The following is a 22280-nucleotide window of genomic DNA, read 5'->3' on the forward strand; positions in this document are numbered from 1 at the left end:
GCACCGCTAGTCGCGGGCGGCGATGACCGAGCTTCCCAAGACCTTCGACCCTGCTGCGATCGAGCAGCGCTGGTACCAGCATTGGGAGAGCCGCGGCCTGTTCCGGCCGGAGCGTTCCGACGCGGAGCCGTGGACGATCGTCATGCCGCCGCCCAACGTCACCGGATCGCTGCACATCGGCCACGCTCTCGACAATACGCTCCAGGATATCCTGACCCGCCGCGAACGGATGCGCGGCAAGGATGCTTTGTGGGTCGTCGGTACCGACCATGCCGGCATCGCGACGCAGATGGTCGTCGAGCGCAATCTTGCGAGCCAGGGCCTCGACCGCGCGGAGATGGGGCGCGAGGCTTTCCTGCACCATGTCTGGGAGTGGAAGGCGCAGTCGGGCGGCGCGATCACCCGCCAGCTTCGGCGGCTCGGCGCTTCGTGCGACTGGGCCCGCGAGCGCTTCACCATGGACGAGGGCTTTTCGAAGGCGGTCACCCACGTCTTCGTCGAGCTGTACAAGCGCGGCCTCGCCTATCGCGACAAGCGGCTCGTCAACTGGGATCCGAAGTTCCAGACGGCAATCAGCGACCTCGAAGTCGAGACGCGCGACGTGCAGGGCAAGTTCTGGACCTTGCGCTACCCGCTCGAGGACGGCAGCGGCGCGATCGAGGTCGCGACGACGCGGCCCGAAACAATGCTCGCCGACATGGCGGTCGCGGTGCACCCCGAGGATGAGCGCTACCGGGCGCTGATCGGCAAAAATCTCAAGCATCCCATCACCGGGCGGCTGATCCCCGTCGTCGCCGACGAACATGCGGATCCGGAGCTCGGTTCGGGCGCGGTGAAGATCACGCCGGGCCACGACTTCAACGATTTCGAGGTCGGCAAGCGCGCCGGGTTCAAGTCCGCGGACATGCTCAACATGCTCGATGCCGAAGCGCGGGTGGTGCAGACGCAGGACGGGCTGATCCCTCAGGACCTGATCGGCCTCAGCCGGGAAGAGGCGCGCAAGGCGGTCGTCGAGCGCCTCGAGGCGGAAGGCACTCTGGTCCGCGTCGAAGACCGTGTCATCCCGACCCCGTTCGGCGACCGCTCGGGCGTGGTGATCGAACCGTGGCTGACCGATCAATGGTATGTCGATGCCGCCAAGCTCGTCGGCCCGGTGCTCGAGGCGACCCGGTCCGGCGAGATCAAGATCGTGCCGGAGACCTGGTCCAAGACCTGGTTCCACTGGCTCGAGAACATTCAGCCGTGGACCGTGTCACGCCAATTGTGGTGGGGGCACCGCATCCCCGCGTGGTTCGATGCGGACGGCAATATTTTCGTCGCAGAAACTGTTGATGAGGCACAACAGCAAGCCGGCGAGGGCGTGTCGCTGTGCCAGGACGAGGATGTCCTTGATACCTGGTTCTCCTCGGCGCTGTGGCCGTTCGCAACGCTCGGCTGGCCCGAACAGACTGAGGAACTCAAGCGCCACTATCCGAACGACGTGCTCATTTCCGGGTTCGACATCCTGTTCTTCTGGGACGCGCGGATGGCGATGCAGGGGATCGAGTTCATGGGGCAGGCCCCGTGGAAGACGCTCTACCTCCACGGCCTCGTCCGTGACGACAAGGGCGCTAAAATGTCCAAGTCGAAGGGCAATGTGGTCGACCCGCTCGGGCTGATCGACAAGTTCGGTGCGGACGCGCTTCGCTTCACCCTGGCGGCGATGGAAAGTCAGGGCCGGGACATCAAGCTCGATGAAAAGCGCGTCGAGGGCTACCGCAATTTCGCGACCAAGCTGTGGAATGCCGCGCGCTTCCTGCAGATGAACGGCGTCGGCGCCGGCGACAGCATCGCCGCGCCAAACGCGACGCTGCCGGTCAACCGCTGGATCATCGGCGAGGTGGTCGACACGCTCGCCAAGCTCGACCGCGCCTTCGACGAGCTCCGCTACGACGAGATGGCGGACGCCATCTACCACTTCACCTGGGGCACCTTCTGCGACTGGTATGTCGAGCTGGTGAAAGGTGCGTTCGACGAGGAGACCAAGCGCGTCGCCGCCTGGGTCTTCGACCAGATCCTGGTCATGCTCCACCCGCTGATGCCCTTCATCACCGAGGAGCTGTGGAACGCCAACGAGCGGCCATACGAGCTGATCGTCGCCAAATGGCCGCAGCCGGAGGCCCAGGTCGATGCAGCGGCAAAGGCCGAGGTCGAATGGCTCATCGACTTCGTATCTGAGGTCCGGGGCATGCGCGCCGAGCTCAACGTCCCGTGGAGCGCGACGCTCGAGCCGCTCGCGATCGGCGGCTCAGCAGACAGGCTCAACGCCCATGCGTCCACCGCCAACCGGCTTGCGAAGCTTAAGCCGGCGAGCACCGCCGATGCGCCGCCGCCTGGCTCGGCGCAGATCGTGGTGCGTGGGCAAACCTTCGCCTTTCCGCTTGCCGAGCATATCGACCTCGAGGCGGAGAAGGCGCGGCTTCAGAAAAGCGCCGCCGCGGCCGAGAAGGAGCGCGACAGCCTGGCTGGCCGCCTGTCCAACCCAAGCTTCACCGAACGGGCCAAGCCCGAAGCCGTCGAAAAGGCGCGTTCCGACCATGAGGCGAAATCGGCGGAGGCCGAAAGGCTTCGTGCGGCGTTAGAGCGCCTTGGTAGGTGAAGCTCCACAACGATCCGCAGCCGCGGTGGTGAACTTCACCCAGCCTTGAGGTCCTCGATCTCGACCTGCGTTCGGCGGACCGTGTCCCGGACCGTCTCCTGCCGCTCGTGGACGGATTTGCGGACGATGATCTCCTCGCGGACGACCGCGATCTTGCTGACGACCGGTTCCTCGCGCATTTCCGTGATCTCGAACATGCGTTCCTTGAACAGACCGGTGTCATCGAGGTCTCTTTCGGACAGGCGCCGCTCGGCAGGGCGGCGCTCGATGTCGACAATTTCATCCTGAAGCGAGACCTGCGCCTCGATAGGCTCCTCGGCCGTGAAGGAGCGCACCCGGGCGCCGCCGCGAGCGACCTGCCGCTTGCCGATGCGAAGCTCTTCCTCGACGACCGGCACCCGTGCTTCCTCGATGAGCTCAGCCGGTGGCTGCGGCGGTTCGGGAGGCTGCGGCGCTTCGGGCGGCTGGGGCGGCTCAGGCGGCGGGGCGGCCGCGCGTACCGGCGCATCGTGTGACTGCGCAGTCGGTAGCGCATCTGCCCGGTTGTGGGCTTCCGCGATCGGCTGAGTGGGGGGCTCCGCGACGGCGCGCTCGTCGCGCGCGTTGCCGACGTCGGGCAGTCTCACCTCGACACCTTGGCTGCGTTGAATTGGTCCGGGGTCATCCTGAGCATCGGCAGTCTTGTCAGCCGGTCGCTCGAGCATCTCGACGATGCGCGCGGGATCTGACCCGGCCGGTAGTTGCGCGACGAGCAGGTGAGCGCCCTGACGCAGGCTGTCCCGGTACTGCTGGACATCTGCAGGTGTGAAGCCGAGGCTATCGACCGCTGCCGCCGTTTCCCGCGAAATTATGCGCGGCGACATCGCGCCGGCTTCCGAAATAAGGCGTTCCCGAGCCTCCTCGGCCTCGGTCCGGCTGTCGTACAATATTGCGATATTCCTAGGCATGCTGCGACTCCTCGGCCTGCCGGGTTTCGGCAGTGGGCTCGCGCTCGACCCTCGCCTGCTCAACGCGCAGCGTCACCGGGATCTGAGCCTCGGTGGAGACCGACCGCCGGCTGACGTGGATTTCCTCCACAAGGACCAGGACCTTCTCCACCACCACCACTTCCTCGACCACGGGGACGATGGTGGTGTTGCCTTCATGACGAACGCGCGGGACTTCGGTCAGCCGGATGTTGCGGGGAACACGGTCGATCTGCAGCTCATCATGGGCGACCGCCTCGGTGACGAGCTCCTCATGTTCCTCGACGTCGACGTGCACCCGAACTCGGCCGCTTTCGACTTGGCGCTTACTGACGGACACCCGCTCCTCGACGAGCGGAATCGCCGCGATTTCCTCGACGAGCGCGCCGCCGTCCTTGCCGTCGCCAGCCCACCTGCTGTCCCTCTCGGCCATTACGCTACTCCTCGACGTATAATCAGGATTTCAACAACTTATGCGCCCATCAGCCGTTCCGACCGTTTCGGTGATGGACCGGAATGCCGGTCGGAACGAGAGGCCGCGGCGACGGTTGGAGAAAGCTCGCCGGCTTGAACCGGCAGGTTCACCAGGAGGATAAAATGCGCACCATGGCCCTGTTCATCGCCGCAGCTTTCCTAAGCCCGTCCGCAGCCGCGATCGCCCAGACCACGGACACCGGCGAAGTCGACGTGCGAAGCGACAGCGACGACAACGGAGACGATAATTCCAAGCTCGGGCTTCTCGGCCTGCTGGGCCTCGCCGGACTGCTCGGCCTCAAGCGCCGCGAACCTGACATCCACGTCGACGCCCGCCGCGGCAGCCGCGCCGACCGCTAGAAGCCGCCGTTCATGATTGCGCGGATCTCGCCGATGCGCGCGCGGTAAGAGTTGGCGATGCACGCTTCCGAGCCGCAGGCGTCGCGCACCCGGAGAAATCGGTTGCGCGACCGCTGCAGCATCGCCTTTTGACCCGGGCGCGCGACAGCCAGCGCGCTGTAGAACTCGGCGGCCATCTGGCGGTCAAGGCTGGCAAGACCTGAATTGCGGCAGACCGCGATCTCGCCCCGGGTCCGTGCGTAGCGGCAGTTGAAGCTCGGCCGGACAGCGGCCACCGGCGCCGGTCGCGCCTCGGCCGCCACCGGGCGGGGACTGGCCGCGGTACGCGGCGGGGCCGGCTTGCGCTGCGCGGAGGCCGTCTGGCTCTTGCGGGGCGGCGTGGGCGCTTTCGGCGGCTGGATGCGGCGCGGCGGCGCGGGCGGCGGCGCTGACCGGGTGACCGGTGGCCGCTGCGCTGCCCGCGGGATCGGTGGCGGCGCTGGCACGGTGACTGGCGGCGCGCTTTCCCCGCGCTCCGCCACAACCGGCTCCGTGACCTGAGTATTCGAGGGAGGCTGACCGCCCAGTGCGGCGAGGGGCACGACAAGTGCGTCGGCCTTATCAAGCTCGGTCAGGCGGACGCCGCCGTTGATGGACCGAAGCTCGTACGAGAGCGTGCCCGAGACGTTCCGCCTGCCGCCAACGATCGCGACGCCTGGCGGCAGGTCGATCGCGATGGTGCCCGTGCAGCTGGCCGAGCCGTTGCCCGGCCGTCGGGTCATGCGCGACGCGGCGCGGACTGACGACGCTTGGGCAGCTTGCGCAAAGCCGGGATCATTGCCGCCGCGGACTGCCGCCGCTCGACGGAACAGCTCGCGCTTGACCGCCTCTAGCGCAGCGGCATCGACGCAGTGGGGCGCCGAGGCCCGCTTGTCGCTGCGCCCGCTGGGGAAAAATACGAATGCTATCAGCAGCAGCGCGAGGACGGCAGTGATCGCCACTATGGCCGTGGTGCTGATTGAACGCATGGACTTGGTAACGCCCGGTTCGCGCGTCTGCTCCTTCAGCTGCGGGAGCACTTCAGCGCAATAAAAGCGCACCCAGGGGAGCGCCCTTGCTGACACGCAGCTACTCCTCACGGAGTGGGCTGCTCCTCGACGATCTTGCCGCGATCGGACGCAAGCGGCTCGCACAGGGGTTGATCTCAACAGCCGTCGTCTGTAGAGGCGCCTTCACCGACGGGGATTCGTCACCGTCACCAACATTCAGCTGAGGTCGTCCGTTAGCCCGAACCCGGGCCAAACGGGTGCGGCCTCTTTGTTTTCGGGCTGGCAACAGCCCGGCGGCTCTTTCGCATCGGTAGGGACATGGAAACGCAGAATATCCGTATTCGCCTGAAGGCTTTCGATCATCGAGTGCTCGACCAGGCGACCGGCGATATCGCCGACACGGCGCGCCGCACGGGTGCTCTTATTCGCGGTCCCATTCCCCTTCCGACGCGTATCGAGAAGTTCACCGTCAACCGTTCGCCGCACGTCGATAAGAAGTCGCGCGAGCAGTTCGAGGTGAGGACCTACAAGCGGCTGCTCGACATCGTGCAGCCGACGCCGCAGACGGTTGACGCGCTGATGAAGCTCGACCTCGCCGCCGGCGTCGATGTGGAGATCAAGCTGGCCTAACCAGCCAGGCGCGGCCGAACGGCCCGCGCGAGATAGGGTGATACCGCCGGAGGTTCTCTCCGGGCTGCGTCCCCGCCGCTCCCTTCAAGGGAGCAAGAGCCCAGGCGGGGCACGCAAGACAATTTGGGCTGCAAGCACCCGAAATCGGTCGGGTGCCTCTGTGGAGGAGCTAGATCATGCGCACTGGCGTGATCGCGAAGAAGGTCGGGATGACCCGCCTGTTCCAGGCGGACGGACGGCATGTGCCGGTCACCGTCCTGCAGCTGGACGGCGTGCAGGTCGTCGGCCGTCGTGAAATGGATCGGGACGGCTACACCGCCGTCCAGCTCGGCGCGGGCAAGGCCAAGGCGAAGAATGTCGCCAAGCCGCAGCGCGCCGCTTTCGGGAAGGCCGAAGTCGAGCCGAAGATGAAGGTCGTCGAGTTCCGCGTCGCTGAAGACGCGCTGCTTGACGTCGGCGCCGAAATCAGCGCCGACCACTTCGTCGCCGGCCAGATGGTCGACGTCGCCGGCGTGACGCAGGGCAAGGGCTTTGCCGGCGCCATGAAGCGCTGGAACTTCGGCGGTCTTCGCGCCACTCACGGTGTGTCCGTGTCGCACCGTTCGCACGGTTCGACCGGTAACCGCCAGGACCCGGGCCGCGTCTTCAAGAACAAGAAGATGGCCGGTCACATGGGCGCGCGTAACCGCACGCAGCAGAACCTCGAGATCGTCCGCACGGACCCGATCCGCGGCCTGCTGTTCGTCAAGGGTTCGGTCCCGGGCCACAAGGGCAGCTGGCTGACCGTCAGCGACGCGATCAAGCTTCCGCGCAACGAAACGGCGCCGTACCCGGCAGGCATTCTCGACAAGAAGGCGCTGGACGAAACCGAAGTTCCGGCTCCGGGCCTGGTCGACGACGCCGCCGTCCACGAGATCCCGGCGCTTCCGGGCGACGATGAAGTCGCCGCGATTGCTGCCGAGCAGGATGCCGGCGCTTCCGCCGACACCAACGAGACCACTGACGCTCCGGCCGGCGAAGCAACGCCTGAGTCCGGCGACGAGAGCAAGGAAGGCTAAGCGATGAAGGTCAAGGTACAGACCCTCGACGCCAAGGCTGGCGGCGACATCGAGCTCAACGACGAGATTTTCGCCGTCGAGCCGCGCGCCGACATCCTTCACCGCGTCGTCACCTGGCAGCTGATCAACCGCCGCGCTCCGGCCCGTGCCGCGCGCGAGCGCAGCGACGTCGCCCGCACCGGCAAGAAGTTCGGTCGCCAGAAGGGCGGCGGTACGGCCCGTCACGGCGATCGCCGCGCCCCGATCTTCATCGGCGGCGGCAAGGCACACGGCCCGCGGGCCCGCATCTTTGCTTCGAGCCTGAACAAGAAGGTTCGCGCGCTCGGCCTGAAGATGGCGCTGTCGTCGAAGGCTCAGGAAGGCAAGCTCGTCGTTCTCGACAACCTCGACGTTGCCGAGGGCAAGACCAAGGTGCTCAAGGAGCAGCTCGGCAAGCTCGGCTTCGGCAAGAATGCGCTGGTGATCGACGGCGACGCGCTCAACGTCGGCTTCGCCCGCGCCTCGTCGAACCTCGAGAGCATCAATCTTCTGCCGGCGGTCGGCGCGAATGTTTACGACATCATGCGCCACGACACGCTGGTCCTGACCCGCGCCGCGGTCGAGAAGCTGGAGGGGCGCTTCGCCCTCCCGGGAGGGGCTGAATAATGGCTAAGAAGCCGCAGGGCGTAACCGACGCGCGTCACTTCGACGTCGTCCTCGCGCCGCACATCACCGAAAAGTCGACCATGGTGTCGGAGCACAACGCGGTTGTGTTCAAGGTCGCGTCGAAGGCGAGCAAGCCGGAGATCAAGGCGGCCGTCGAGGCACTGTTCAACGTCAAGGTGACGAACGTGAACACGATCGTCTCCAAGGGTAAGACCAAGCGCTGGAAGGGCCAGCCCTACCAGCGTTCGGACATGAAGAAGGCGATCGTCACCTTGGCCGAGGGCCAGTCGATCGACATCACCGAAGGGGTCCGCGGCTAATGGCTCTCAAGCAATATAAGCCCACGTCGCCCGCGCGCCGTGGCCTCATCCTCGTCGACAAGTCGGCGCTGTGGAAGGGCAAGCCCGTCAAGGCGCTGACCGAAGGCAAGCGCAAGAGTGGCGGCCGCAACAACAAGGGCCATGTGACCAGCCGCGGCATCGCCGGCGGTCACAAGCAGAAGTATCGCTACATCGACTTCAAGCGCCGCACCTGGGATGTGCCCGCGACCGTCGAGCGGCTCGAGTATGACCCGAACCGGTCGGCGTTCATCGCGCTCGTGACTTACGAGGGCGGTGCGCAGTCCTACATCATCGCGCCGCAGCGGCTTGCGCCGGGCGACCAGGTGATCGCCGGCAAGAAGGTCGACGTGAAGCCGGGCAATGCGATGGAAATCGGCCAGATGCCGATCGGCACCATCGTCCACAATGTGGAGATGAAGCCGGGCAAGGGCGGCCAGATCGCCCGCGCGGCAGGCACTTATGTGCAGGTCGTCGGCCGCGACCGCGGAATGGTCATCGTCAGGCTGAATTCAGGCGAGCAGCGCTATGTGCGCTCCGACTGCATGGCCACCGTCGGCGCAGTGTCGAACCCCGACAATGCCAACCAGACGCTGGCGAAGGCCGGACGCACCCGCTGGCTCGGCAAGCGCCCGCTGACCCGCGGCGTCGCCAAGAACCCGGTCGACCACCCGCACGGCGGTGGTGAAGGCCGGACCTCGGGCGGCCGTCACCCGGTCACCCCGTGGGGCAAGCCGACCAAGGGTGCGCGCACCCGTCACAACAAGGCAACGGACAAGTTCATCATCCGTAGCCGTCACGCGAAGAAGAAGGGTTAATCCATGGCCCGTTCCGTCTGGAAAGGTCCGTTCGTCGAGCTTTCGCTTCTGAAGAAAGCGGAAGCTGCACAGGACAAGGGTGGCCGCGCGCCGATCAAGACCTGGTCGCGCCGTTCGACGATCCTGCCGCAGTTCGTCGGCCTCACCTTCAATGTCTACAACGGCCGCAAGTTCGTGCCGGTGTCGGTCAACGAGGAAATGGTCGGCATGAAGCTCGGCGAGTTCGCGCCGACCCGCTTCTTCCCCGGCCACGCCGCTGACAAGAAGGGCAAGCGCTAATGGGCAAGGCAGCAGCTCCCCGCAAGGTCGGCGACAAGGAAGCGCTCGCCGTCGGCACCACGATCCGTGGTTCGGCGCGCAAGCTCAACCTCGTTGCCCAGATGATCCGCGGCAAGAAGGTCGAGCAGGCCCTCAACATCCTCCAGTTCTCGCCCAAGGGAATGGCCGAGGACGTCCGCAAGGTGCTCGCTTCGGCGGTCGCCAATGCGGAGAACAACCACAACCTCGACGTCGACGCTCTGGTCGTTGCGGAGGCGAGTGTCGGCAAGTCGATCTCGATGAAGCGGTTCGCGACCCGTGCGCGCGGCCGTTCGAGCCGGATCGTCAAGCCGTTCAGCCGCCTCCGGGTCGTCGTTCGCGAGCAGGAAGAAGCCTAATGGGTCAGAAAACCTCCCCCGTCGGTCTGCGCCTGCAGATCAACCGCACCTGGGACAGCCGCTGGTTCGCGGAAGGCCAGGATTACGGCCGCCTGCTGCTCGAAGACCTCAAGATCCGCCGCTACATCATCGAGAAGCTGCCGCAGGCCGCGATCTCGAAGGTGGTGATCGAGCGTCCGGCCAAGATCTGCCGCATCTCCATCTATGCCGCGCGCCCGGGCGTGATCATCGGCAAGAAGGGTGCGGACATTGAGAAGCTGAAGCAGCAGCTTTCGAAGATGACGGGCTCGGAAGTCAGCCTGAACATCGTCGAGATCCGCAAGCCTGAAGTCGACGCCAAGCTCGTCGCCCAGGGCGTGGCCGACCAGCTCGAGCGCCGTATCGCCTTCCGCCGCGCCATGAAGCGCGCGGTTCAGTCGGCCCTCCGCCTTGGCGCGGAAGGCATTCGCATCACCTGCTCGGGCCGTCTCGGCGGCGCCGAGATCGCGCGCACCGAATGGTATCGCGAGGGCCGCGTTCCGCTGCACACGCTGCGCGGCAACGTCGACTATGCGGAAGCGCAGGCCCACACCGCTTATGGCGTGTGCGGCGTCAAGGTTTGGGTCTTCAAGGGTGAAATCCTTGGTCATGACCCGCTCGCTCAGGACCGGCTGATGATGGAGGCTCAGACCTCCGGCGTCCGTCCGGCGCGCGAAGAGCGCGGCAACCGGTAAGCCGAAGGTAAAAACAGATGCTGCAACCCAAGCGCACCAAGTTCCGCAAGGCCTTCAAGGGCCGCATCCATGGCAATGCCAAGGGCGGGACCGAGCTCAATTTCGGCGCCTTCGGCCTCAAGGCCATGGAGCCGGAGCGGATCACCGCCCGCCAGATCGAAGCGGCCCGCCGCGCGATCACGCGTCACATCAAGCGTAGCGGCCGTCTCTGGATCCGCATTTTCCCGGACGTTCCGGTCAGCTCGAAGCCGGCCGAAGTCCGCATGGGCTCCGGTAAGGGCAGCCCGGAATTCTGGGTCGCCCGCGTCAAGCCGGGCCGGATCCTGTTCGAGCTCGACGGCGTCCCTGGCTACCTCGCCAAGACCGCTTTCGAGCGTGCGGCCGAGAAGCTGCCGATCAAGACCAAGGTCGTTGCCCGCCTGGGCGAGACCCTGGCCGGAGAGGAAAAGTAAGATGCCTGCGATCGACGATCTCAAGCAGAAGACCGACGACCAGCTGCAGCAGCAGCTGATCGAACTGAAGCGCGAGCAGTTCAACCTGCGCTTCCAGTCGGCGACCAACCAGCTCGAGAAGCCGAGCCGCGTGCGCGACGTTCGCCGCACCATCGCTCGCATCAAGACGCTGCAGACCCAGCGCTCCAAGGCGCAAGGAGAATAACGAGATGCCCAAGCGCGTCCTCACCGGCACCGTGGTGTCCGACAAGGGTGACAAGACCGTGGTGGTCCGTGTCGAGCGGCGGGTGAAGCACCCGCTGTACGGCAAGATCATCAAGCTGTCGAAGAAGTACCACGCTCACGACGCGGCCAACGAGTTCCGCGCCGGCGAGATCGTCCGCATAGAAGAGTGCGCGCCGATTTCGAAGCTGAAGACGTGGACCGTCGTCGACCGGCTCGGCACCGCCAAGGCGCAGAAGTCGGACATCGACGACACCGAAGCCGCGCTTCCGCCGCAGCCCTCCGCTCCTGCGGAGCCGTCGGGTTCGAAGGGCAAGAAGGCCAAGGCCGAAGACGTCGCAGACGCGGACGCCTGAGAAGATTTTGAGAGGATAAGGGTCGAACAATGATCCAGATGCAGTCCAACCTGGACGTTGCGGACAACAGCGGCGCCAAGCGCGTCCAGTGCATCAAGGTGCTGGGCGGGTCGAAGCGGCGTGTTGCCGGCGTCGGCGACATCATCGTCGTTTCCGTCAAGGAAGCGGCGCCGCGCGGCCGCGTGAAGAAGGGCGACGTTCACCGCGCGGTGATCGTCCGCACCGCCAAGGACATCCGCCGTCCCGACGGTTCGGTGATCCGGTTCGATTCCAACGCCGCGGTGCTGGTTAACAAGAACGAGGAGCCGATCGGCACCCGTATCTTTGGACCCGTAGTGCGTGAGCTTCGTGCGAAGAAGCACATGAAGATCATCAGCCTTGCGCCGGAGGTGCTGTAACCATGGCTGCTGCGAAGATCCGCAAGGGCGACCGCGTCGTGATCCTGTCCGGCAAGGACAAGGGCCGCACCGGTGAAGTCGTCAAGGCGATGCCGAAAGAGAACAAGGTGATCGTGTCGGGCGTCAACGTCCACGCGCGTCACCGCAAGCCCGACCAGGCGAATCCGCAGGGCGGCATCGAGCGCAAGGAAGCGCCGCTGCACGTCTCCAAGGTTGCGATCGCCACCGACGACGGCAAGCCGACCCGCGTCCGCTTCGAAGTGCGCGACGGCAAGAAGGTCCGGGTCGCGGCCAAGACCGGAGAGCTGATCAATGGCTGACCAGAAGTACACCCCGCGCCTGAAGGGCGATTATGAAGAGCGCATCGTCGCGGCGATGATCGAGCGGTTCGGCTACAAGAACCGCATGGAGGTCCCGCGCCTCGAAAAGATCGTCATCAACATGGGCGTGGGCGAAGCGACGCAGGACAAGAAGAAGGTCGAGACGGCCGCTGCCGAAATGGAGCGGATCGCCGGTCAGAAGCCGGTGATCACCAAGGCCAAGAAGTCGATCGCCCAGTTCAAGCTGCGCGAAGGCATGCCGATCGGCGCCAAGGTCACCCTGCGCCGCGACCGCATGTACGAGTTCCTGGACCGGCTGGTCACGATCGCGCTCCCGCGCGTCCGCGACTTCCGCGGCCTGAACCCCAAGTCGTTCGACGGCCGTGGCAATTACGCCATGGGCCTGAAAGAGCAGATCATCTTCCCGGAAATCAATTACGACCAGATCGACAAGGTCCGGGGAATGGACATCATCATCACCACTACGGCGAAGACGGACGAAGAGGCACGCGAACTGCTGCGCCTGTTCAATTTCCCGTTCCCGTCCGAGGAGCAGAAGCAGGCCGCGTAAGCGGGCCTGCTTCGTAAGGAGAAGAACTTAAGTCATGGCGAAACTGAGTTCGATCAACAAGAACGAGCGTCGCAAGAAGCTCGTCCAGCAGAACGCGGCGAAGTACGCGAAGCTGAAGGCGATCGCGGACGATGAGTCCAAGGACGAGACGGAGCGCCTGATCGCGCGTCTCAAGATGGCGGAACTGCCGCGCAACGGGAATCCGACCCGGGTTCGCAACCGTTGCGAGCTGACCGGCCGTTCGCGCGCTTATTACCGCAAGTTCCGCCTGTCGCGGATCATGCTTCGGGAACTGGCCAACAAGGGCCTGATCCCCGGCGTGATCAAGTCGAGCTGGTAAGGGTTAAAGAATGGCGATGACCGATCCTCTGGGTGATATGCTCACCCGCATCCGCAACGGCCAGTCGGCGAAGAAGGATAGCATCCTGACGCCGGCGTCAAAGCTGCGCGCCAACGTGCTCGATGTGCTTCAGCGCGAAGGCTATATCCGCGGCTATTCGGAAGAAGAGCTCGCCGGCCAGAAGGGCCTGCGCATCGAGCTCAAATATTTCGAAGGCCAGCCGGCGATCCACCATCTGGCCCGCGTCTCGAAGCCGGGCCGCCGCGTCTATTCCGCGGCGCGTGAGCTTCCGCGCATCCGCAACGGCCTCGGCACTGTGATCGTGTCGACCCCGCGCGGCGTGCTGTCGGACGCCGAAGCGCGCGAGCAGAATGTCGGCGGCGAAGTGCTGGCGGAGGTATTCTAATGTCCCGTATCGGAAAACGGCCCGTGCCGCTGCCTTCGGGCGTGACGGCGAGCAAGGAAGGTGAGATCCTTTCCGTCAAGGGTCCCAAGGGCCAGCTGCAGCTGCAGATGCGCGACGAAATCGCGTATGAGATCGGTGATGACGGCATTCTCGTGAAGCCGGCCAACGACACGAAGCAGGCGCGCGCCTTTTGGGGCATGCAGCGCACGCTGGTGGACAACCTCGTCACCGGCGTGACCGAGGGCTTCACCAAGGTGCTCGAGATCAGCGGCGTCGGCTACCGCGCTACGGCCCAGGGCAAGAACCTGAGGCTGCAGCTCGGCTACAGCCACGACGTGAACTTCCCGGTGCCTGAAGGCGTCGACGTCAAGACTCCCGACCAGAATACGGTCGAGATCAGCGGCATCGACAAGCAGAAGGTCGGGCAGGTCGCGGCGGAAATCCGCCGTTGGCGCAAGCCGGAGCCCTACAAGGGCAAGGGCATCAAATATCGCGGCGAGTTCATCTTCCGCAAAGAAGGCAAGAAGAAGTAAGCCATGGCGAAACTCTCTCTCTTCGATCGTCGCCGCCAGCGCGTGCGTACGGCCCTCCGTGGCACCGCTTCGGGCAAGCCCCGTCTGTCGGTGCACCGTTCGGGCCGTCACATCTACGCGCAGGTCATCGACGACAGTGCCGGGCGCACGCTCGCTGCGGCCTCGACGCTCGAGCAGGACCTCAAGAACAAGGCCGCCGCGACCAAGGAAGGCGCAGCGCAGGTCGGCAAGGCCGTTGCCGAGCGCGCCAAGGCTGCCGGCGTGTCAAAGGTCGTTTTCGATCGTGGCGGCTTCCTCTTCCATGGCCGGGTGAAGGCCCTCGCCGACGCTGCCCGCGAAGGCGGACTGGAGTTCTAAATGGTGCAAGAGACTGAAACGACCCAGGAAGGCGCCGCCGAGGCGCAGACCGAAGTCACGATGGATGCCGGCGTTGCCGAGCAGACGCAGCCTGTCGAGCAGGCGCCGCAGGGCCGTGGCCCGGGCGGCGGGCGCGGCGGCCGTGGCCGTGGCGGTCCGGGCGGCGGACGCGACAATCGTGGCGGCCGTGGCGGGCGTCGCGACGATCGCCGTGGCGGCCGTGGCGGCGACGACGATGGCGGCGAGGAGCTGATTGAAAAGCTCGTCCACATCAACCGCGTCTCGAAGACCGTGAAGGGCGGCAAGCGCTTCGGCTTCGCAGCGCTCGTGGTCGTCGGTGACGGCAAGGGCCGCGCCGGCTTCGGCCATGGCAAGGCTCGCGAAGTGCCGGAAGCGATTTCGAAGGCGACTGCCGCTGCGAAGAAGGCGATGATCCGCGTTCCGCTGCGCGATGGCCGCACGCTTCACCATGACGGCCTCGGCCACTTCGGCGCTGGCCGGGTGACGATCCGCACGGCTCCGGCCGGTACCGGCATCATCGCCGGCGGCCCGATGCGCGCGATCTTCGAAAGCCTCGGTGTTGCCGACGTCGTCACCAAGTCGGTGGGCACGTCGAACCCGTACAACATGATCCGCGCGACATTCGAGGCGCTCAAGGATCAGTCGAGCCCGCGCGCTGTGTCGCAGCGCCGCGGCAAGAAGGTCGCCGACCTGCTCGGCCGCGGTGGCGCCAGCGCTGCCGAAGCCGAGGCTCAGGCCGAAGCGATGGCGGAGTAAGCAAGATGGCGAAGATCAAGATCACCCAGACCGGCTCGCCCATCCGGCGCGACAAGACGCAGCGGGCGACGCTCGTCGGTCTCGGCCTCAACAAGCTTCACCGCTCGGTGGAGGTCGAGGCGACGCCGGAAGTCATGGGGCAGGTCCGCAAGGTCCAGCACCTCATCCGCGTCGAAGAGAACGCCTAAAATCCCTGCCCCGCGAGGGGCTGCGCGACAAAAGCGAAAGCGAGTGCAACGATGAAACTGAACGAACTCAAGGACAACGAAGGCGCACGCAAGGGCCGCATGCGCGTCGGCCGGGGCATCGGTTCCGGCAAGGGCAAGACTTCGGGCCGCGGCCAGAAGGGCCAGACCAGCCGCTCGGGTGTGTCGATCAACGGCTTCGAAGGCGGCCAGATGCCGCTTCACATGCGGCTGCCGAAGCGCGGCTTCAACAACATCTTCGCCAAGGATTATGCCGAAGTGAATATCGGCGCGATCCAGAAGATGATCGATGCCGGCAAGCTGGATGCCAAGGGCACGCTCGACCATGACGCGCTCAAGGCCGCCGGTCTCGCGCGCGGCGGCAAGGACGGCGTCCGCCTGCTCGGCAAGGGCGAACTCAGCGCCAAGCTCGCGCTCAAGGTTGCCGGTGCGTCCAAGGGCGCCCGCGAAGCGGTCGAGAAGGCCGGCGGTTCGATCGAGCTGATCGAGCGCAAGAACCCGGCCGAGCTTGCGGCAGCCAAGAAGGGCTCGCGCAAGTCCGCTGCCAAGACTGACGCCTGACGGGTCTTCGACAAGCGGCAATGAGCCACTATATCGGCGGCGGGGAGGCGCTCAGCCTTTGCGCCGCCGTTTGTTTTTCCGGGGAATATTAGTCGATGGCATCCGCAGCCGAAAACATGGCTTCAAGCATCAGCTTCGCCAATTTCCAGAAGGCGACTGAGCTCAAGAAGAGGCTTTGGTTCACTCTCGGCGCGCTGATCCTATTTCGCTTGCTGTCGTTCGTCCCGGTGCCCGGCATCGACCCGGTCGCCATGCAGGCGCTCTATCAGACGCAGAGCGGCGGCATCCTCGATGTCTTCAACACTTTCTCCGGCGGCGCGCTCGAGCGATTCTCGATCGTGGCGCTGGGCGTCATGCCCTACATTACGGCCTCGATCGTCATTCAGCTCGGCGCGACCCTTTACGGACCGTGGCAGCAGCTCCGCAAAGAGGGCGAGACGGGCCGCAAGAAGCTCAACCAATATACTCGCTACCTGACCGTCGCGATCACGCTGGTCCAAGGCTATCTCGCGGTGCGCGGCCTTGAATCGCAGGGCGTGAACCAGGGCATCCGCGCGGTCGTGATGCCGGGCACTCTGTTCGAAGTCGCGGGCACGGTCAGCCTCGTCGGCGGTACCTTGTTCCTGATGTGGATCGGCGAGCAGATCACCAGCCGGGGCATCGGCAACGGCATTTCCCTGATCATCATGGCCGGCATCGTCGCCCGCCTGCCGCAGGGCCTCGCCCAGCTTCTCGAGGGCAGCCGCACCGGCGCCACCAGCGGCGTCCTGGTCGCCGGCATCGTCGTGCTGACGATCGGCCTCATTCTCTTCATCTGCTTCATGGAGCGCGCGCAGCGCCGCGTGCTGATCCAATATCCGAAGCGCCAGACCGCGCGCGGCATGCAGCAGGAGCGGTCGCACCTGCCGATCAAGCTCAACACCGCCGGCGTCATCCCGCCGATCTTCGCCTCGTCGCTGCTGCTGATGCCGCTGACGGTCATCAACTGGGCCGGCAGCCGCGGCGGCGAAGGCGAGAGCAGCGACTGGCTGATCACTGCCTCCACATGGCTGCAGCACGGCTCGGCGCCCTACATGATCATGTACGGACTCGGCATCGCCTTCTTCACCTTCTTCTACACCGCGGTTCAGTTCAACAGCGAGGAAACGGCCGAGAACCTGAAGCGCCACGGCGGCTTCATCCCCGGCATTCGACCCGGCAAGGCGACCGAGGAATATTTCGACTTCCTCCTCAACCGCATCACGGTGATCGGCGCCGCCTATCTGGTGTTCATCTGCCTCCTGCCGGAAGCGCTGATCGCCCAAGCCGGCCTCAACATCGCGCTCGGCGGCACCAGCCTGCTGATTGTCGTGAACGTGACGATGGATACGGTCAGCCAGATCCAGAGCCACTTGATCGCGCATCAATATGGCGATCTGATCAAGAAGGCGAAGCTGAAGACGACGCCGCGTCGGCGCTAGCGGCGCCCGCGAACAGGGAGAGCGCGGCAATGCTGAACATCATTCTTCTTGGGCCCCCGGGCGCCGGCAAGGGAACTCAGGCCGCGCGGCTCCAGGCGGAACGCGGGATGATCCAGATGTCGACCGGCGACATGCTCCGCGAGGCCGTCGCTGCAGCAACTCCCGTCGGCCTCAAAGCCAAGGAAGTGATGGACCGGGGCGAGCTGGTCAGCGACGCAATCGTCAGCGCGCTGATCGGTGAGCGGCTGGACAGCGCCGCCGACCAGGGCGCGATCTTCGATGGCTTTCCGCGGACCCGTCACCAGGCCGAGGCTCTGGAGATCCTGCTGGGCGAGCGCGGCCGCAGGCTCGACCATGTGATCGAGCTGGCCGTCGACGAAGAGGAGCTGGTCGAGCGGATCACCGGCCGCTTCAGCTGCGCGAAGTGCGGTGCCGGCTATCATGACGCGTTCCGGCCGACCAAGGCTCAGGGGGTGTGCGACGTCTGCGCCTCCACGGAATTCAAGCGCCGCCCCGACGATAACGAGCAGACCGTGCGTACGCGCATGGAGGAATATCGCGCCAAGACCGCGCCGATCCTCCCACTCTACGAGGAGAAGGGGCTGGTGCGTCGCGTGAACGGCATGGCGCCGATCGACGAAGTCGCGGCGCAGATCGACACGATCCTGGACGGCGACGCCTAGGCGCGCTGGAGAGTGACGAAGCGGAAGGCGGGCCGTCCGCCGTCCGTCTCATGTTCCTCGCTGAAGGTTTCGCGCCAGCTGCCGTCCTCTCGCGGATCGGGCATGGTCGTGTCGCCGGCTATGTTCGCCAGCACTTCGGTTAGCTCCAGCCGGTCGGCGAGCGGCAGGAACAAGCGGAAGATGTCGGCCCCTCCAATGACGGAGACTGGCTCTTCTCCGGCAGCTGCCATGGCTTCTTCCACGCTGTGAACGACTTCGGCGCCCGGTGCTGCCCACGCCCGATCGCGTGTCAGAACGATGTGCCGGCGGCCGGGCAGAAGGCCCGGCAAGCTGTCGAACGTCTTGCGGCCCATCACCATCGCGCTTCCCATGGTCAGCGCCTTGAAGCGCTTGAGGTCGGCGGGGATGTGCCACGGCAGCATGCCGTCGCGGCCGATGACGCCATTTTGCGCGCGAGCGACAACGATGGTGATCGGCGACCTTTCCATGCCTCGCCCTCTGCCGGTGTCGCGCCGTCCTGCCAAGCAGGCTAATGAACGGCCATGTCGCATGCGCAGAGCCAGATGATCGCCGAAGCCGAAAAGCGTCTCGGTTCGAAGGCCGTGATCACGAATGCTGCCGATATCCAGCCGTGGCTCACCGACTGGCGCGGGCGCGTCCACGGCAGCGCAGCGGCGATCCTAGCGCCGGGATCGACGGCCGAGGTGGCGGAGGTTGTCAGGCTCGCGTCCGAGTTCCGGGTGCCGCTGGTCCCGCAAGGCGGCAACACCGGCATGGCGGCGGGGGCGACGCCGCCCGGCGATGGAAGCGCCGTCCTGCTCTCGATGCGCCGGATGACCCGGATCCGCTCGATCAGCGCCGACGACCGCCTGGCCGTCACCGAAGCCGGCGTCGTGCTCCAGACCCTCCACGAGGCTGCGGGTGAACAGGGGATGCGCTTCCCGCTGACGCTCGGCGCGCGCGGCAGCTGCACCGTCGGCGGGCTCGCCTCGACCAACGCCGGCGGTACCCAGGTGCTGAAGTTCGGGACCATGCGTGCGCTCGTCGCGGGCGTCGAAGCGGTGCTTCCCGACGGCACGATCCACGACGGCCTGTCGGGATTGAAGAAGGACAATCGCGGTTACAGCCTCGATCAGCTGCTGATCGGCGCCGAGGGGACGCTCGGGGTCATCACCGCGGTGGCGCTGCGGCTGGTCCCCGCCGTCGCGAGCCGCGCTGTCGCCTGGGTCGGCCTCGACAGCCCGGAGCAGGCGCTTCTTCTCCTGCGTTTTCTCGAAGGGCGGACCTCGGCGATAGAGGGCTTCGAACTTGTGCCCCAGGATTCGCTCGACCTGGTCCTGAAGCATATTCCCGGCACGCGGCCGCCGCTCGCCGGCGAGCACAAGTGGCACGTGCTCATGGAGGCGACCACGTCCGACGCCGCGCATGACCTGGCTGCCGAACTCGAACAGCTGCTCGGCAAAGCGCTCAATCAGGGCCTCGCCGCCGACGCAGTGATCGGCGCCAGCGAGGCCCAGGCCGAGGCATTCTGGAAAATTCGCGACAGCATCTCGGAAGCCGAGCGGGCCGAAGGCCAGACGCTCGCCCACGACATTTCGGTGCCGGTCGGCGACATGCCGCGCTTCCTCGTCGAGGCCTCGGCCAAGGTCGAGCAGCGCTTCCCCGGCGTGACCGCCAGCGGCTTCGGCCATCTCGGCGACGGAAACATCCATTTCCACGTCCGCGCAGGCAGCCACACTGCACCCGACTGGTATGAAGGCGAGGGGAAGGAGATCACGCGCTTCGTCCACGACCTGGTGACCGCGGCAGGAGGCTCGATCTCCGCCGAACATGGGATCGGGCAGCTAAAGCGCGACGAACTTGCGCGCCTCGCGCCGCCCGGGCGCATCGCTGCCATGCGCGCGATCAAGCAGGCGCTCGACCCGCTCGGCATCATGAACCCGGGAAAGCTCGTCCCTTAGCGGTCGCGGTCGATCGCGAAGCGCGCGATCTGCGTCAGCAGCGAGGCCGGCCGCCCGTCGACAAAGTGAAGGTGAGCAAGCGCCTGCTCGACGAGCGCTTCGGCCTGGCGTCGGGCCCGCTCGGCGCCGAGCAGCGTCACGAAGTTGGTCTTGCCCTGCCGCTCGTCCTTGCGCAGCTTCTTGCCGCACACACCTTCGTCGCCCTGATGGTCGAGCAAATCGTCGGCAATTTGAAAGGCTAGGCCCAGGCTATGCGCGTAACCGCGCAGGCCGGTGCGGTGCTCGGGCGGCGCTTCGCCCAGGATAGCGCCGGCTTCAACTGCCCAGCCGATGAGCGCGCCGGTCTTGAGCCGCTGGAGCCGCGTTACCGTGGCTACATCCGCGTCCGGCTCCGGGAACAGGTCGAGCATCTGCCCGGCGGCCATGCCCTCCGCACCTGCGGCGCGGGCAAGCTCCACCACCAGTTGGGCGCGGACGGCGCCTGACGGGTGGGTGCGCTCGTCGCCCAGCAGCTGGAAGGCCAGCGCCAGCAGCGCGTCTCCGGCAAGCACCGCTGTCGCATCGTCGAACGCCACGTGCACGGTGGGGCGCCCGCGACGCATGTCGTCATCGTCCATGCACGGCAGATCGTCGTGGATCAGCGAGTGGACATGGACGCACTCGACGGCGAGCCCGGCGCGAAGCGCTTGCCCGAACGGCACGTCGTAAAGCTCCGATGCCGCGCAAACGAGCAGGGGGCGCAGCCGCTTGCCGCCGCCGATCGCCGCGTGGCGGATCGCGTCGGTGAGGCGCCGGCTCGAGTCCGCGGGGGAGCACAGTTCCCGGTTCAGCGCTGCGTCGATTTCGCGGGACACTTCGCGTATCCGCACGGCGAGAGCCGGTTCGGCCGGTGCGGCGGCAGCCTGGCTCATGCGACCGCCAGCCGCTTGAAGGAGACATTCTCCTCGACGCTCTCGAACTCCTGCGTGCTGACGACGAACTGCTCCGCAAGCGCATCGATGATCGCCTGCACGCTGGTCTCCGGGGTCGAGGCTGCGGCGGTGATGCCGATGACGCGCGCCCCCGCAAGGCGATCGCGGTCCAGCTCGTCCGGGCGTGCCACCAGCTGCACCTGCGGGCACAGCAGGCTGGCCACTTCCGCCAGCCGCGTCGCGTTGGACGAGAAGCTTTCCCCGACGACGATCACGGCATCCGCGCGGATGGCGATGTCCCGCACCGCGGTCTGCCGGTTGGTGGTCGCGTAACAGATGTCCGTCGTCGCCGGACCTTCGATGTCCGGGAAGCGAGTGACGAGCGCCTCGACCAACTGCGCAGCATCGTCGACCGAGTAGGTCGTCTGCACGGCATAGGCCATCGGCTCACCGGGCGCGAACCGCAGCGCGTCGATGTCCGCTTCGCTGCTGACCACGCTTGCCGCGCCGTCGGGCAAGTGGCCGACCGTGCCGTCGATCTCCGGATGGCCGCGATGGCCGATGACGATCACGTGCCGTCCGTTGCGCTGATGCCGCTCGACCTCCCGGTGGACCTTGGCGACCAGCGGGCAGACGGCGTCGAACGCGATCAAGCCGCGGTTGCGCGCGTCGCGCAGCACGGCGGGCGGAACGCCGTGGGCGGAGAGGACGACGACGCTGCCGCGCGGCACCTCGCCGAGCTCCTGAACGAAAATCGCGCCTTCCCCTTCCAGCGCCCTGACGACATCGAGATTGTGGACGATCGGCCGGCGCACATAAACGGGCGCACCGTAGATGGAGAGGGCGTCGCGCACGGCGTCGATCGCGCGCCGCACCCCGGCGCAAAAGCCGCGCGGCGTTGCGAGCAGGACTGTCACCTGCCGCGTGGCTGACCGGCTGTTTGAGGACGGATCATTTGCGGGCGGCGGACTGTGGAGCATGCTTTCTCCAGTTAGCCCCTTGATCCTCCTGCTAAGTGCCGGGGCTCCTTGGCTCCATCGCGGCTAAAGAAGGTATTGCATGCGAATGGCCAGACGGGTGTAGCCGGGCGGAATTTCGATGTTCACTTGCTCAAACTTCGGCGCACCGAAGCGCACCACCGGGTTGCGCGAGAAGCCGAAGCCCTCCCGCGGGATTCCGAGCAGGACGTCGAGCCGCTGGTTGGCATTTTCATCGTGAAACAGGGTGACCGCGTAAGTGCCGGGCTTCAGGCCTTGGATGCGCAGCTCGCGCGCGGTTGCCGAAAGCGTCTGCTTGCGCGCGTTCGGGTCCTTGCTGCAGTCGGGGAAGAAGCGCGGGTTCGCGCTGACGCAGGCGTGGATCTGCCCGCGCGCGTTGCGGAGGTTTGCCAACTGGATGTCGAGCGTTGCCGCCGACGCCGCGGCGAGTGCGAGGAACATAAGC

General features: G+C 66.1%; 32 protein-coding genes and 1 pseudogene. 26 read left to right on the forward strand and 7 right to left on the reverse strand.

The window, feature by feature from the left end; all coding sequences use genetic code 11:
* Window positions 1–22 precede the first annotated feature (22 nt).
* The gene (locus VIL42_08060) at window positions 23–2638 is read left to right on the forward strand and encodes a valine--tRNA ligase (GenBank protein HEY8592804.1); all 2616 of its coding nucleotides are present in this window, start codon (window positions 23–25) and stop codon (window positions 2636–2638) included.
* A gap of 35 nt (window positions 2639–2673) precedes the next feature.
* On the opposite strand, the gene VIL42_08065 is transcribed toward VIL42_08060, so the two are convergent.
* The gene (locus VIL42_08065) at window positions 2674–3585 is read right to left on the reverse strand and encodes a YsnF/AvaK domain-containing protein (protein ID HEY8592805.1); all 912 of its coding nucleotides are present in this window, start codon (window positions 3583–3585) and stop codon (window positions 2674–2676) included.
* Window positions 3578–4036: a DUF2382 domain-containing protein gene (locus tag VIL42_08070; protein HEY8592806.1), complete on the reverse strand. Its 459-nt coding sequence runs from the start codon at window positions 4034–4036 to the stop codon at window positions 3578–3580. Before VIL42_08070 ends, VIL42_08065 begins: the two co-directional genes overlap by 8 nt.
* Before the next feature lie 164 nt (window positions 4037–4200).
* On the opposite strand from VIL42_08070, the gene VIL42_08075 reads away from it, so the two are divergent.
* On the forward strand, window positions 4201–4437 hold the full coding sequence (locus VIL42_08075; protein HEY8592807.1) for a WGxxGxxG family protein: 237 nt from the start codon (window positions 4201–4203) through the stop codon (window positions 4435–4437).
* On the opposite strand, the gene VIL42_08080 is transcribed toward VIL42_08075, so the two are convergent.
* Window positions 4434–5540, reverse strand: a complete 1107-nt coding sequence (locus VIL42_08080) for a hypothetical protein (GenBank protein HEY8592808.1) — start codon at window positions 5538–5540, stop codon at window positions 4434–4436. The genes VIL42_08075 and VIL42_08080 overlap by 4 nt on opposite strands.
* A 243-nt stretch (window positions 5541–5783) precedes the next feature.
* Here VIL42_08080 and rpsJ point away from each other — a divergent pair, with 243 nt between their 5' ends.
* The 23 genes and pseudogenes from rpsJ to VIL42_08195 all read left to right on the forward strand — a co-directional run bounded on the left by rpsJ (window position 5784) and on the right by VIL42_08195 (window position 17965).
* Window positions 5784–6095 carry a 30S ribosomal protein S10 gene (gene rpsJ, locus VIL42_08085; GenBank protein HEY8592809.1) on the forward strand — a complete coding sequence of 104 codons (312 nt, stop codon included), beginning with the start codon at window positions 5784–5786 and terminating at the stop codon, window positions 6093–6095.
* 176 nt (window positions 6096–6271) lie between these two features.
* On the forward strand, window positions 6272–7153 hold the full coding sequence (gene rplC / locus VIL42_08090) for a 50S ribosomal protein L3 (protein ID HEY8592810.1): 882 nt from the start codon (window positions 6272–6274) through the stop codon (window positions 7151–7153).
* Between the two features lie 3 nt (window positions 7154–7156).
* Window positions 7157–7798 (forward strand): 50S ribosomal protein L4, encoded by a 642-nt coding sequence (gene rplD, locus VIL42_08095; GenBank protein ID HEY8592811.1) that lies wholly within the window; start codon window positions 7157–7159, stop codon window positions 7796–7798.
* Window positions 7798–8118: a 50S ribosomal protein L23 gene (locus tag VIL42_08100; GenBank protein ID HEY8592812.1), complete on the forward strand. Its 321-nt coding sequence runs from the start codon at window positions 7798–7800 to the stop codon at window positions 8116–8118. The genes rplD and VIL42_08100 overlap by 1 nt, the downstream gene beginning before the upstream one ends.
* On the forward strand, window positions 8118–8954 hold the full coding sequence (rplB, locus tag VIL42_08105) for a 50S ribosomal protein L2 (GenBank protein ID HEY8592813.1): 837 nt from the start codon (window positions 8118–8120) through the stop codon (window positions 8952–8954). The genes VIL42_08100 and rplB overlap by 1 nt, the downstream gene beginning before the upstream one ends.
* A 3-nt stretch (window positions 8955–8957) precedes the next feature.
* Entirely contained in the window at window positions 8958–9233 is a 276-nt protein-coding gene (gene rpsS, locus VIL42_08110) for a 30S ribosomal protein S19 (protein HEY8592814.1), read from the forward strand.
* Complete coding sequence (rplV, locus tag VIL42_08115; GenBank protein HEY8592815.1) at window positions 9233–9610, forward strand: 50S ribosomal protein L22; 378 nt, start codon at window positions 9233–9235, stop codon at window positions 9608–9610. Before rpsS ends, rplV begins: the two co-directional genes overlap by 1 nt.
* Window positions 9610–10323 (forward strand): 30S ribosomal protein S3, encoded by a 714-nt coding sequence (gene rpsC / locus VIL42_08120; GenBank protein HEY8592816.1) that lies wholly within the window; start codon window positions 9610–9612, stop codon window positions 10321–10323. The genes rplV and rpsC overlap by 1 nt, the downstream gene beginning before the upstream one ends.
* A 17-nt stretch (window positions 10324–10340) precedes the next feature.
* Window positions 10341–10775 carry a 50S ribosomal protein L16 gene (gene rplP, locus VIL42_08125; GenBank protein HEY8592817.1) on the forward strand — a complete coding sequence of 145 codons (435 nt, stop codon included), beginning with the start codon at window positions 10341–10343 and terminating at the stop codon, window positions 10773–10775.
* Between the two features lies 1 nt (window position 10776).
* Entirely contained in the window at window positions 10777–10980 is a 204-nt protein-coding gene (rpmC, locus tag VIL42_08130; GenBank protein ID HEY8592818.1) for a 50S ribosomal protein L29, read from the forward strand.
* Between the two features lie 4 nt (window positions 10981–10984).
* Window positions 10985–11221: pseudogene (gene rpsQ / locus VIL42_08135) on the forward strand (30S ribosomal protein S17).
* Window positions 11222–11382: 161 nt separating this feature from the next.
* Complete coding sequence (rplN, locus tag VIL42_08140; GenBank protein HEY8592819.1) at window positions 11383–11751, forward strand: 50S ribosomal protein L14; 369 nt, start codon at window positions 11383–11385, stop codon at window positions 11749–11751.
* Between the two features lie 2 nt (window positions 11752–11753).
* Window positions 11754–12071 (forward strand): 50S ribosomal protein L24, encoded by a 318-nt coding sequence (rplX, locus tag VIL42_08145; GenBank protein HEY8592820.1) that lies wholly within the window; start codon window positions 11754–11756, stop codon window positions 12069–12071.
* Window positions 12064–12642 carry a 50S ribosomal protein L5 gene (rplE, locus tag VIL42_08150; GenBank protein ID HEY8592821.1) on the forward strand — a complete coding sequence of 193 codons (579 nt, stop codon included), beginning with the start codon at window positions 12064–12066 and terminating at the stop codon, window positions 12640–12642. Before rplX ends, rplE begins: the two co-directional genes overlap by 8 nt.
* 34 nt (window positions 12643–12676) lie before the next feature.
* Window positions 12677–12982 (forward strand): 30S ribosomal protein S14, encoded by a 306-nt coding sequence (gene rpsN / locus VIL42_08155; GenBank protein ID HEY8592822.1) that lies wholly within the window; start codon window positions 12677–12679, stop codon window positions 12980–12982.
* A 10-nt stretch (window positions 12983–12992) separates the two neighbouring features.
* Entirely contained in the window at window positions 12993–13388 is a 396-nt protein-coding gene (rpsH, locus tag VIL42_08160) for a 30S ribosomal protein S8 (protein HEY8592823.1), read from the forward strand.
* Complete coding sequence (rplF, locus tag VIL42_08165; protein HEY8592824.1) at window positions 13388–13921, forward strand: 50S ribosomal protein L6; 534 nt, start codon at window positions 13388–13390, stop codon at window positions 13919–13921. The genes rpsH and rplF overlap by 1 nt, the downstream gene beginning before the upstream one ends.
* A gap of 3 nt (window positions 13922–13924) precedes the next feature.
* Window positions 13925–14278, forward strand: a complete 354-nt coding sequence (gene rplR / locus VIL42_08170) for a 50S ribosomal protein L18 (GenBank protein ID HEY8592825.1) — start codon at window positions 13925–13927, stop codon at window positions 14276–14278.
* A gap of 60 nt (window positions 14279–14338) precedes the next feature.
* On the forward strand, window positions 14339–15055 hold the full coding sequence (gene rpsE / locus VIL42_08175; GenBank protein HEY8592826.1) for a 30S ribosomal protein S5: 717 nt from the start codon (window positions 14339–14341) through the stop codon (window positions 15053–15055).
* A gap of 5 nt (window positions 15056–15060) precedes the next feature.
* On the forward strand, window positions 15061–15243 hold the full coding sequence (rpmD, locus tag VIL42_08180; protein ID HEY8592827.1) for a 50S ribosomal protein L30: 183 nt from the start codon (window positions 15061–15063) through the stop codon (window positions 15241–15243).
* Between the two features lie 51 nt (window positions 15244–15294).
* Window positions 15295–15822, forward strand: a complete 528-nt coding sequence (rplO, locus tag VIL42_08185; GenBank protein ID HEY8592828.1) for a 50S ribosomal protein L15 — start codon at window positions 15295–15297, stop codon at window positions 15820–15822.
* Window positions 15823–15917: 95 nt separating this feature from the next.
* Window positions 15918–17282, forward strand: a complete 1365-nt coding sequence (secY, locus tag VIL42_08190; protein ID HEY8592829.1) for a preprotein translocase subunit SecY — start codon at window positions 15918–15920, stop codon at window positions 17280–17282.
* A 32-nt stretch (window positions 17283–17314) separates the two neighbouring features.
* Window positions 17315–17965, forward strand: a complete 651-nt coding sequence (locus tag VIL42_08195; protein HEY8592830.1) for an adenylate kinase — start codon at window positions 17315–17317, stop codon at window positions 17963–17965.
* Here the strand turns inward: VIL42_08195 and VIL42_08200 are convergent.
* On the reverse strand, window positions 17962–18453 hold the full coding sequence (locus VIL42_08200) for a dihydrofolate reductase (GenBank protein HEY8592831.1): 492 nt from the start codon (window positions 18451–18453) through the stop codon (window positions 17962–17964). The genes VIL42_08195 and VIL42_08200 overlap by 4 nt on opposite strands.
* A gap of 54 nt (window positions 18454–18507) precedes the next feature.
* Between VIL42_08200 and VIL42_08205 the strand changes: the two genes are divergently transcribed.
* Window positions 18508–19926: an FAD-binding oxidoreductase gene (locus VIL42_08205; protein HEY8592832.1), complete on the forward strand. Its 1419-nt coding sequence runs from the start codon at window positions 18508–18510 to the stop codon at window positions 19924–19926.
* Here the strand turns inward: VIL42_08205 and VIL42_08210 are convergent.
* The 3 genes from VIL42_08210 to VIL42_08220 all read right to left on the reverse strand — a co-directional run bounded on the left by VIL42_08210 (window position 19923) and on the right by VIL42_08220 (window position 22276).
* Window positions 19923–20837, reverse strand: a complete 915-nt coding sequence (locus VIL42_08210) for a farnesyl diphosphate synthase (GenBank protein HEY8592833.1) — start codon at window positions 20835–20837, stop codon at window positions 19923–19925. The genes VIL42_08205 and VIL42_08210 overlap by 4 nt on opposite strands.
* Window positions 20834–21754, reverse strand: coding sequence for a 4-hydroxy-3-methylbut-2-enyl diphosphate reductase (gene ispH, locus VIL42_08215; GenBank protein ID HEY8592834.1), 921 nt, complete (start codon window positions 21752–21754; stop codon window positions 20834–20836). Before ispH ends, VIL42_08210 begins: the two co-directional genes overlap by 4 nt.
* Before the next feature lie 126 nt (window positions 21755–21880).
* A complete protein-coding gene (locus tag VIL42_08220; protein ID HEY8592835.1) occupies window positions 21881–22276 on the reverse strand; it encodes a DUF2141 domain-containing protein in 396 nt (131 codons plus the stop codon).
* Between the last annotated feature and the right edge of the window lie 4 nt (window positions 22277–22280).

The organism is Sphingomicrobium sp. (assembly GCA_036563485.1).
GTDB lineage: Bacteria > Pseudomonadota > Alphaproteobacteria > Sphingomonadales > Sphingomonadaceae > Sphingomicrobium.

What these genes read in the sequence shown, in the direction of transcription:
- rplV (HEY8592815.1), top strand. Translation starts at nt 9,233, where the DNA reads ATGGGCAAGGCAGCAGCTCCCCGCAAGGTCGGCGACAAGGAAGCGCTC.
- rpsE (HEY8592826.1), top strand. Translation starts at nt 14,339, where the DNA reads ATGGATGCCGGCGTTGCCGAGCAGACGCAGCCTGTCGAGCAGGCGCCG.
- secY (HEY8592829.1), top strand. Translation starts at nt 15,918, where the DNA reads ATGGCATCCGCAGCCGAAAACATGGCTTCAAGCATCAGCTTCGCCAAT.
- rpsC (HEY8592816.1), top strand. Translation starts at nt 9,610, where the DNA reads ATGGGTCAGAAAACCTCCCCCGTCGGTCTGCGCCTGCAGATCAACCGC.
- rplC (HEY8592810.1), top strand. Translation starts at nt 6,272, where the DNA reads ATGCGCACTGGCGTGATCGCGAAGAAGGTCGGGATGACCCGCCTGTTC.
- rplF (HEY8592824.1), top strand. Translation starts at nt 13,388, where the DNA reads ATGTCCCGTATCGGAAAACGGCCCGTGCCGCTGCCTTCGGGCGTGACG.
- rpsN (HEY8592822.1), top strand. Translation starts at nt 12,677, where the DNA reads ATGGCGAAACTGAGTTCGATCAACAAGAACGAGCGTCGCAAGAAGCTC.
- VIL42_08200 (HEY8592831.1), bottom strand. Translation starts at nt 18,453, where the DNA reads ATGGAAAGGTCGCCGATCACCATCGTTGTCGCTCGCGCGCAAAATGGC.
- rpmC (HEY8592818.1), top strand. Translation starts at nt 10,777, where the DNA reads ATGCCTGCGATCGACGATCTCAAGCAGAAGACCGACGACCAGCTGCAG.
- rpmD (HEY8592827.1), top strand. Translation starts at nt 15,061, where the DNA reads ATGGCGAAGATCAAGATCACCCAGACCGGCTCGCCCATCCGGCGCGAC.
- rplR (HEY8592825.1), top strand. Translation starts at nt 13,925, where the DNA reads ATGGCGAAACTCTCTCTCTTCGATCGTCGCCGCCAGCGCGTGCGTACG.
- rplX (HEY8592820.1), top strand. Translation starts at nt 11,754, where the DNA reads ATGGCTGCTGCGAAGATCCGCAAGGGCGACCGCGTCGTGATCCTGTCC.
- rpsH (HEY8592823.1), top strand. Translation starts at nt 12,993, where the DNA reads ATGGCGATGACCGATCCTCTGGGTGATATGCTCACCCGCATCCGCAAC.
- VIL42_08065 (HEY8592805.1), bottom strand. Translation starts at nt 3,585, where the DNA reads ATGCCTAGGAATATCGCAATATTGTACGACAGCCGGACCGAGGCCGAG.
- rplD (HEY8592811.1), top strand. Translation starts at nt 7,157, where the DNA reads ATGAAGGTCAAGGTACAGACCCTCGACGCCAAGGCTGGCGGCGACATC.
- rplE (HEY8592821.1), top strand. Translation starts at nt 12,064, where the DNA reads ATGGCTGACCAGAAGTACACCCCGCGCCTGAAGGGCGATTATGAAGAG.
- VIL42_08205 (HEY8592832.1), top strand. Translation starts at nt 18,508, where the DNA reads ATGTCGCATGCGCAGAGCCAGATGATCGCCGAAGCCGAAAAGCGTCTC.
- rplO (HEY8592828.1), top strand. Translation starts at nt 15,295, where the DNA reads ATGAAACTGAACGAACTCAAGGACAACGAAGGCGCACGCAAGGGCCGC.
- VIL42_08100 (HEY8592812.1), top strand. Translation starts at nt 7,798, where the DNA reads ATGGCTAAGAAGCCGCAGGGCGTAACCGACGCGCGTCACTTCGACGTC.
- rpsS (HEY8592814.1), top strand. Translation starts at nt 8,958, where the DNA reads ATGGCCCGTTCCGTCTGGAAAGGTCCGTTCGTCGAGCTTTCGCTTCTG.
- rplP (HEY8592817.1), top strand. Translation starts at nt 10,341, where the DNA reads ATGCTGCAACCCAAGCGCACCAAGTTCCGCAAGGCCTTCAAGGGCCGC.
- VIL42_08075 (HEY8592807.1), top strand. Translation starts at nt 4,201, where the DNA reads ATGCGCACCATGGCCCTGTTCATCGCCGCAGCTTTCCTAAGCCCGTCC.
- rplN (HEY8592819.1), top strand. Translation starts at nt 11,383, where the DNA reads ATGATCCAGATGCAGTCCAACCTGGACGTTGCGGACAACAGCGGCGCC.
- VIL42_08060 (HEY8592804.1), top strand. Translation starts at nt 23, where the DNA reads ATGACCGAGCTTCCCAAGACCTTCGACCCTGCTGCGATCGAGCAGCGC.
- VIL42_08210 (HEY8592833.1), bottom strand. Translation starts at nt 20,837, where the DNA reads ATGAGCCAGGCTGCCGCCGCACCGGCCGAACCGGCTCTCGCCGTGCGG.
- rpsJ (HEY8592809.1), top strand. Translation starts at nt 5,784, where the DNA reads ATGGAAACGCAGAATATCCGTATTCGCCTGAAGGCTTTCGATCATCGA.
- VIL42_08220 (HEY8592835.1), bottom strand. Translation starts at nt 22,276, where the DNA reads ATGTTCCTCGCACTCGCCGCGGCGTCGGCGGCAACGCTCGACATCCAG.
- VIL42_08070 (HEY8592806.1), bottom strand. Translation starts at nt 4,036, where the DNA reads ATGGCCGAGAGGGACAGCAGGTGGGCTGGCGACGGCAAGGACGGCGGC.
- rplB (HEY8592813.1), top strand. Translation starts at nt 8,118, where the DNA reads ATGGCTCTCAAGCAATATAAGCCCACGTCGCCCGCGCGCCGTGGCCTC.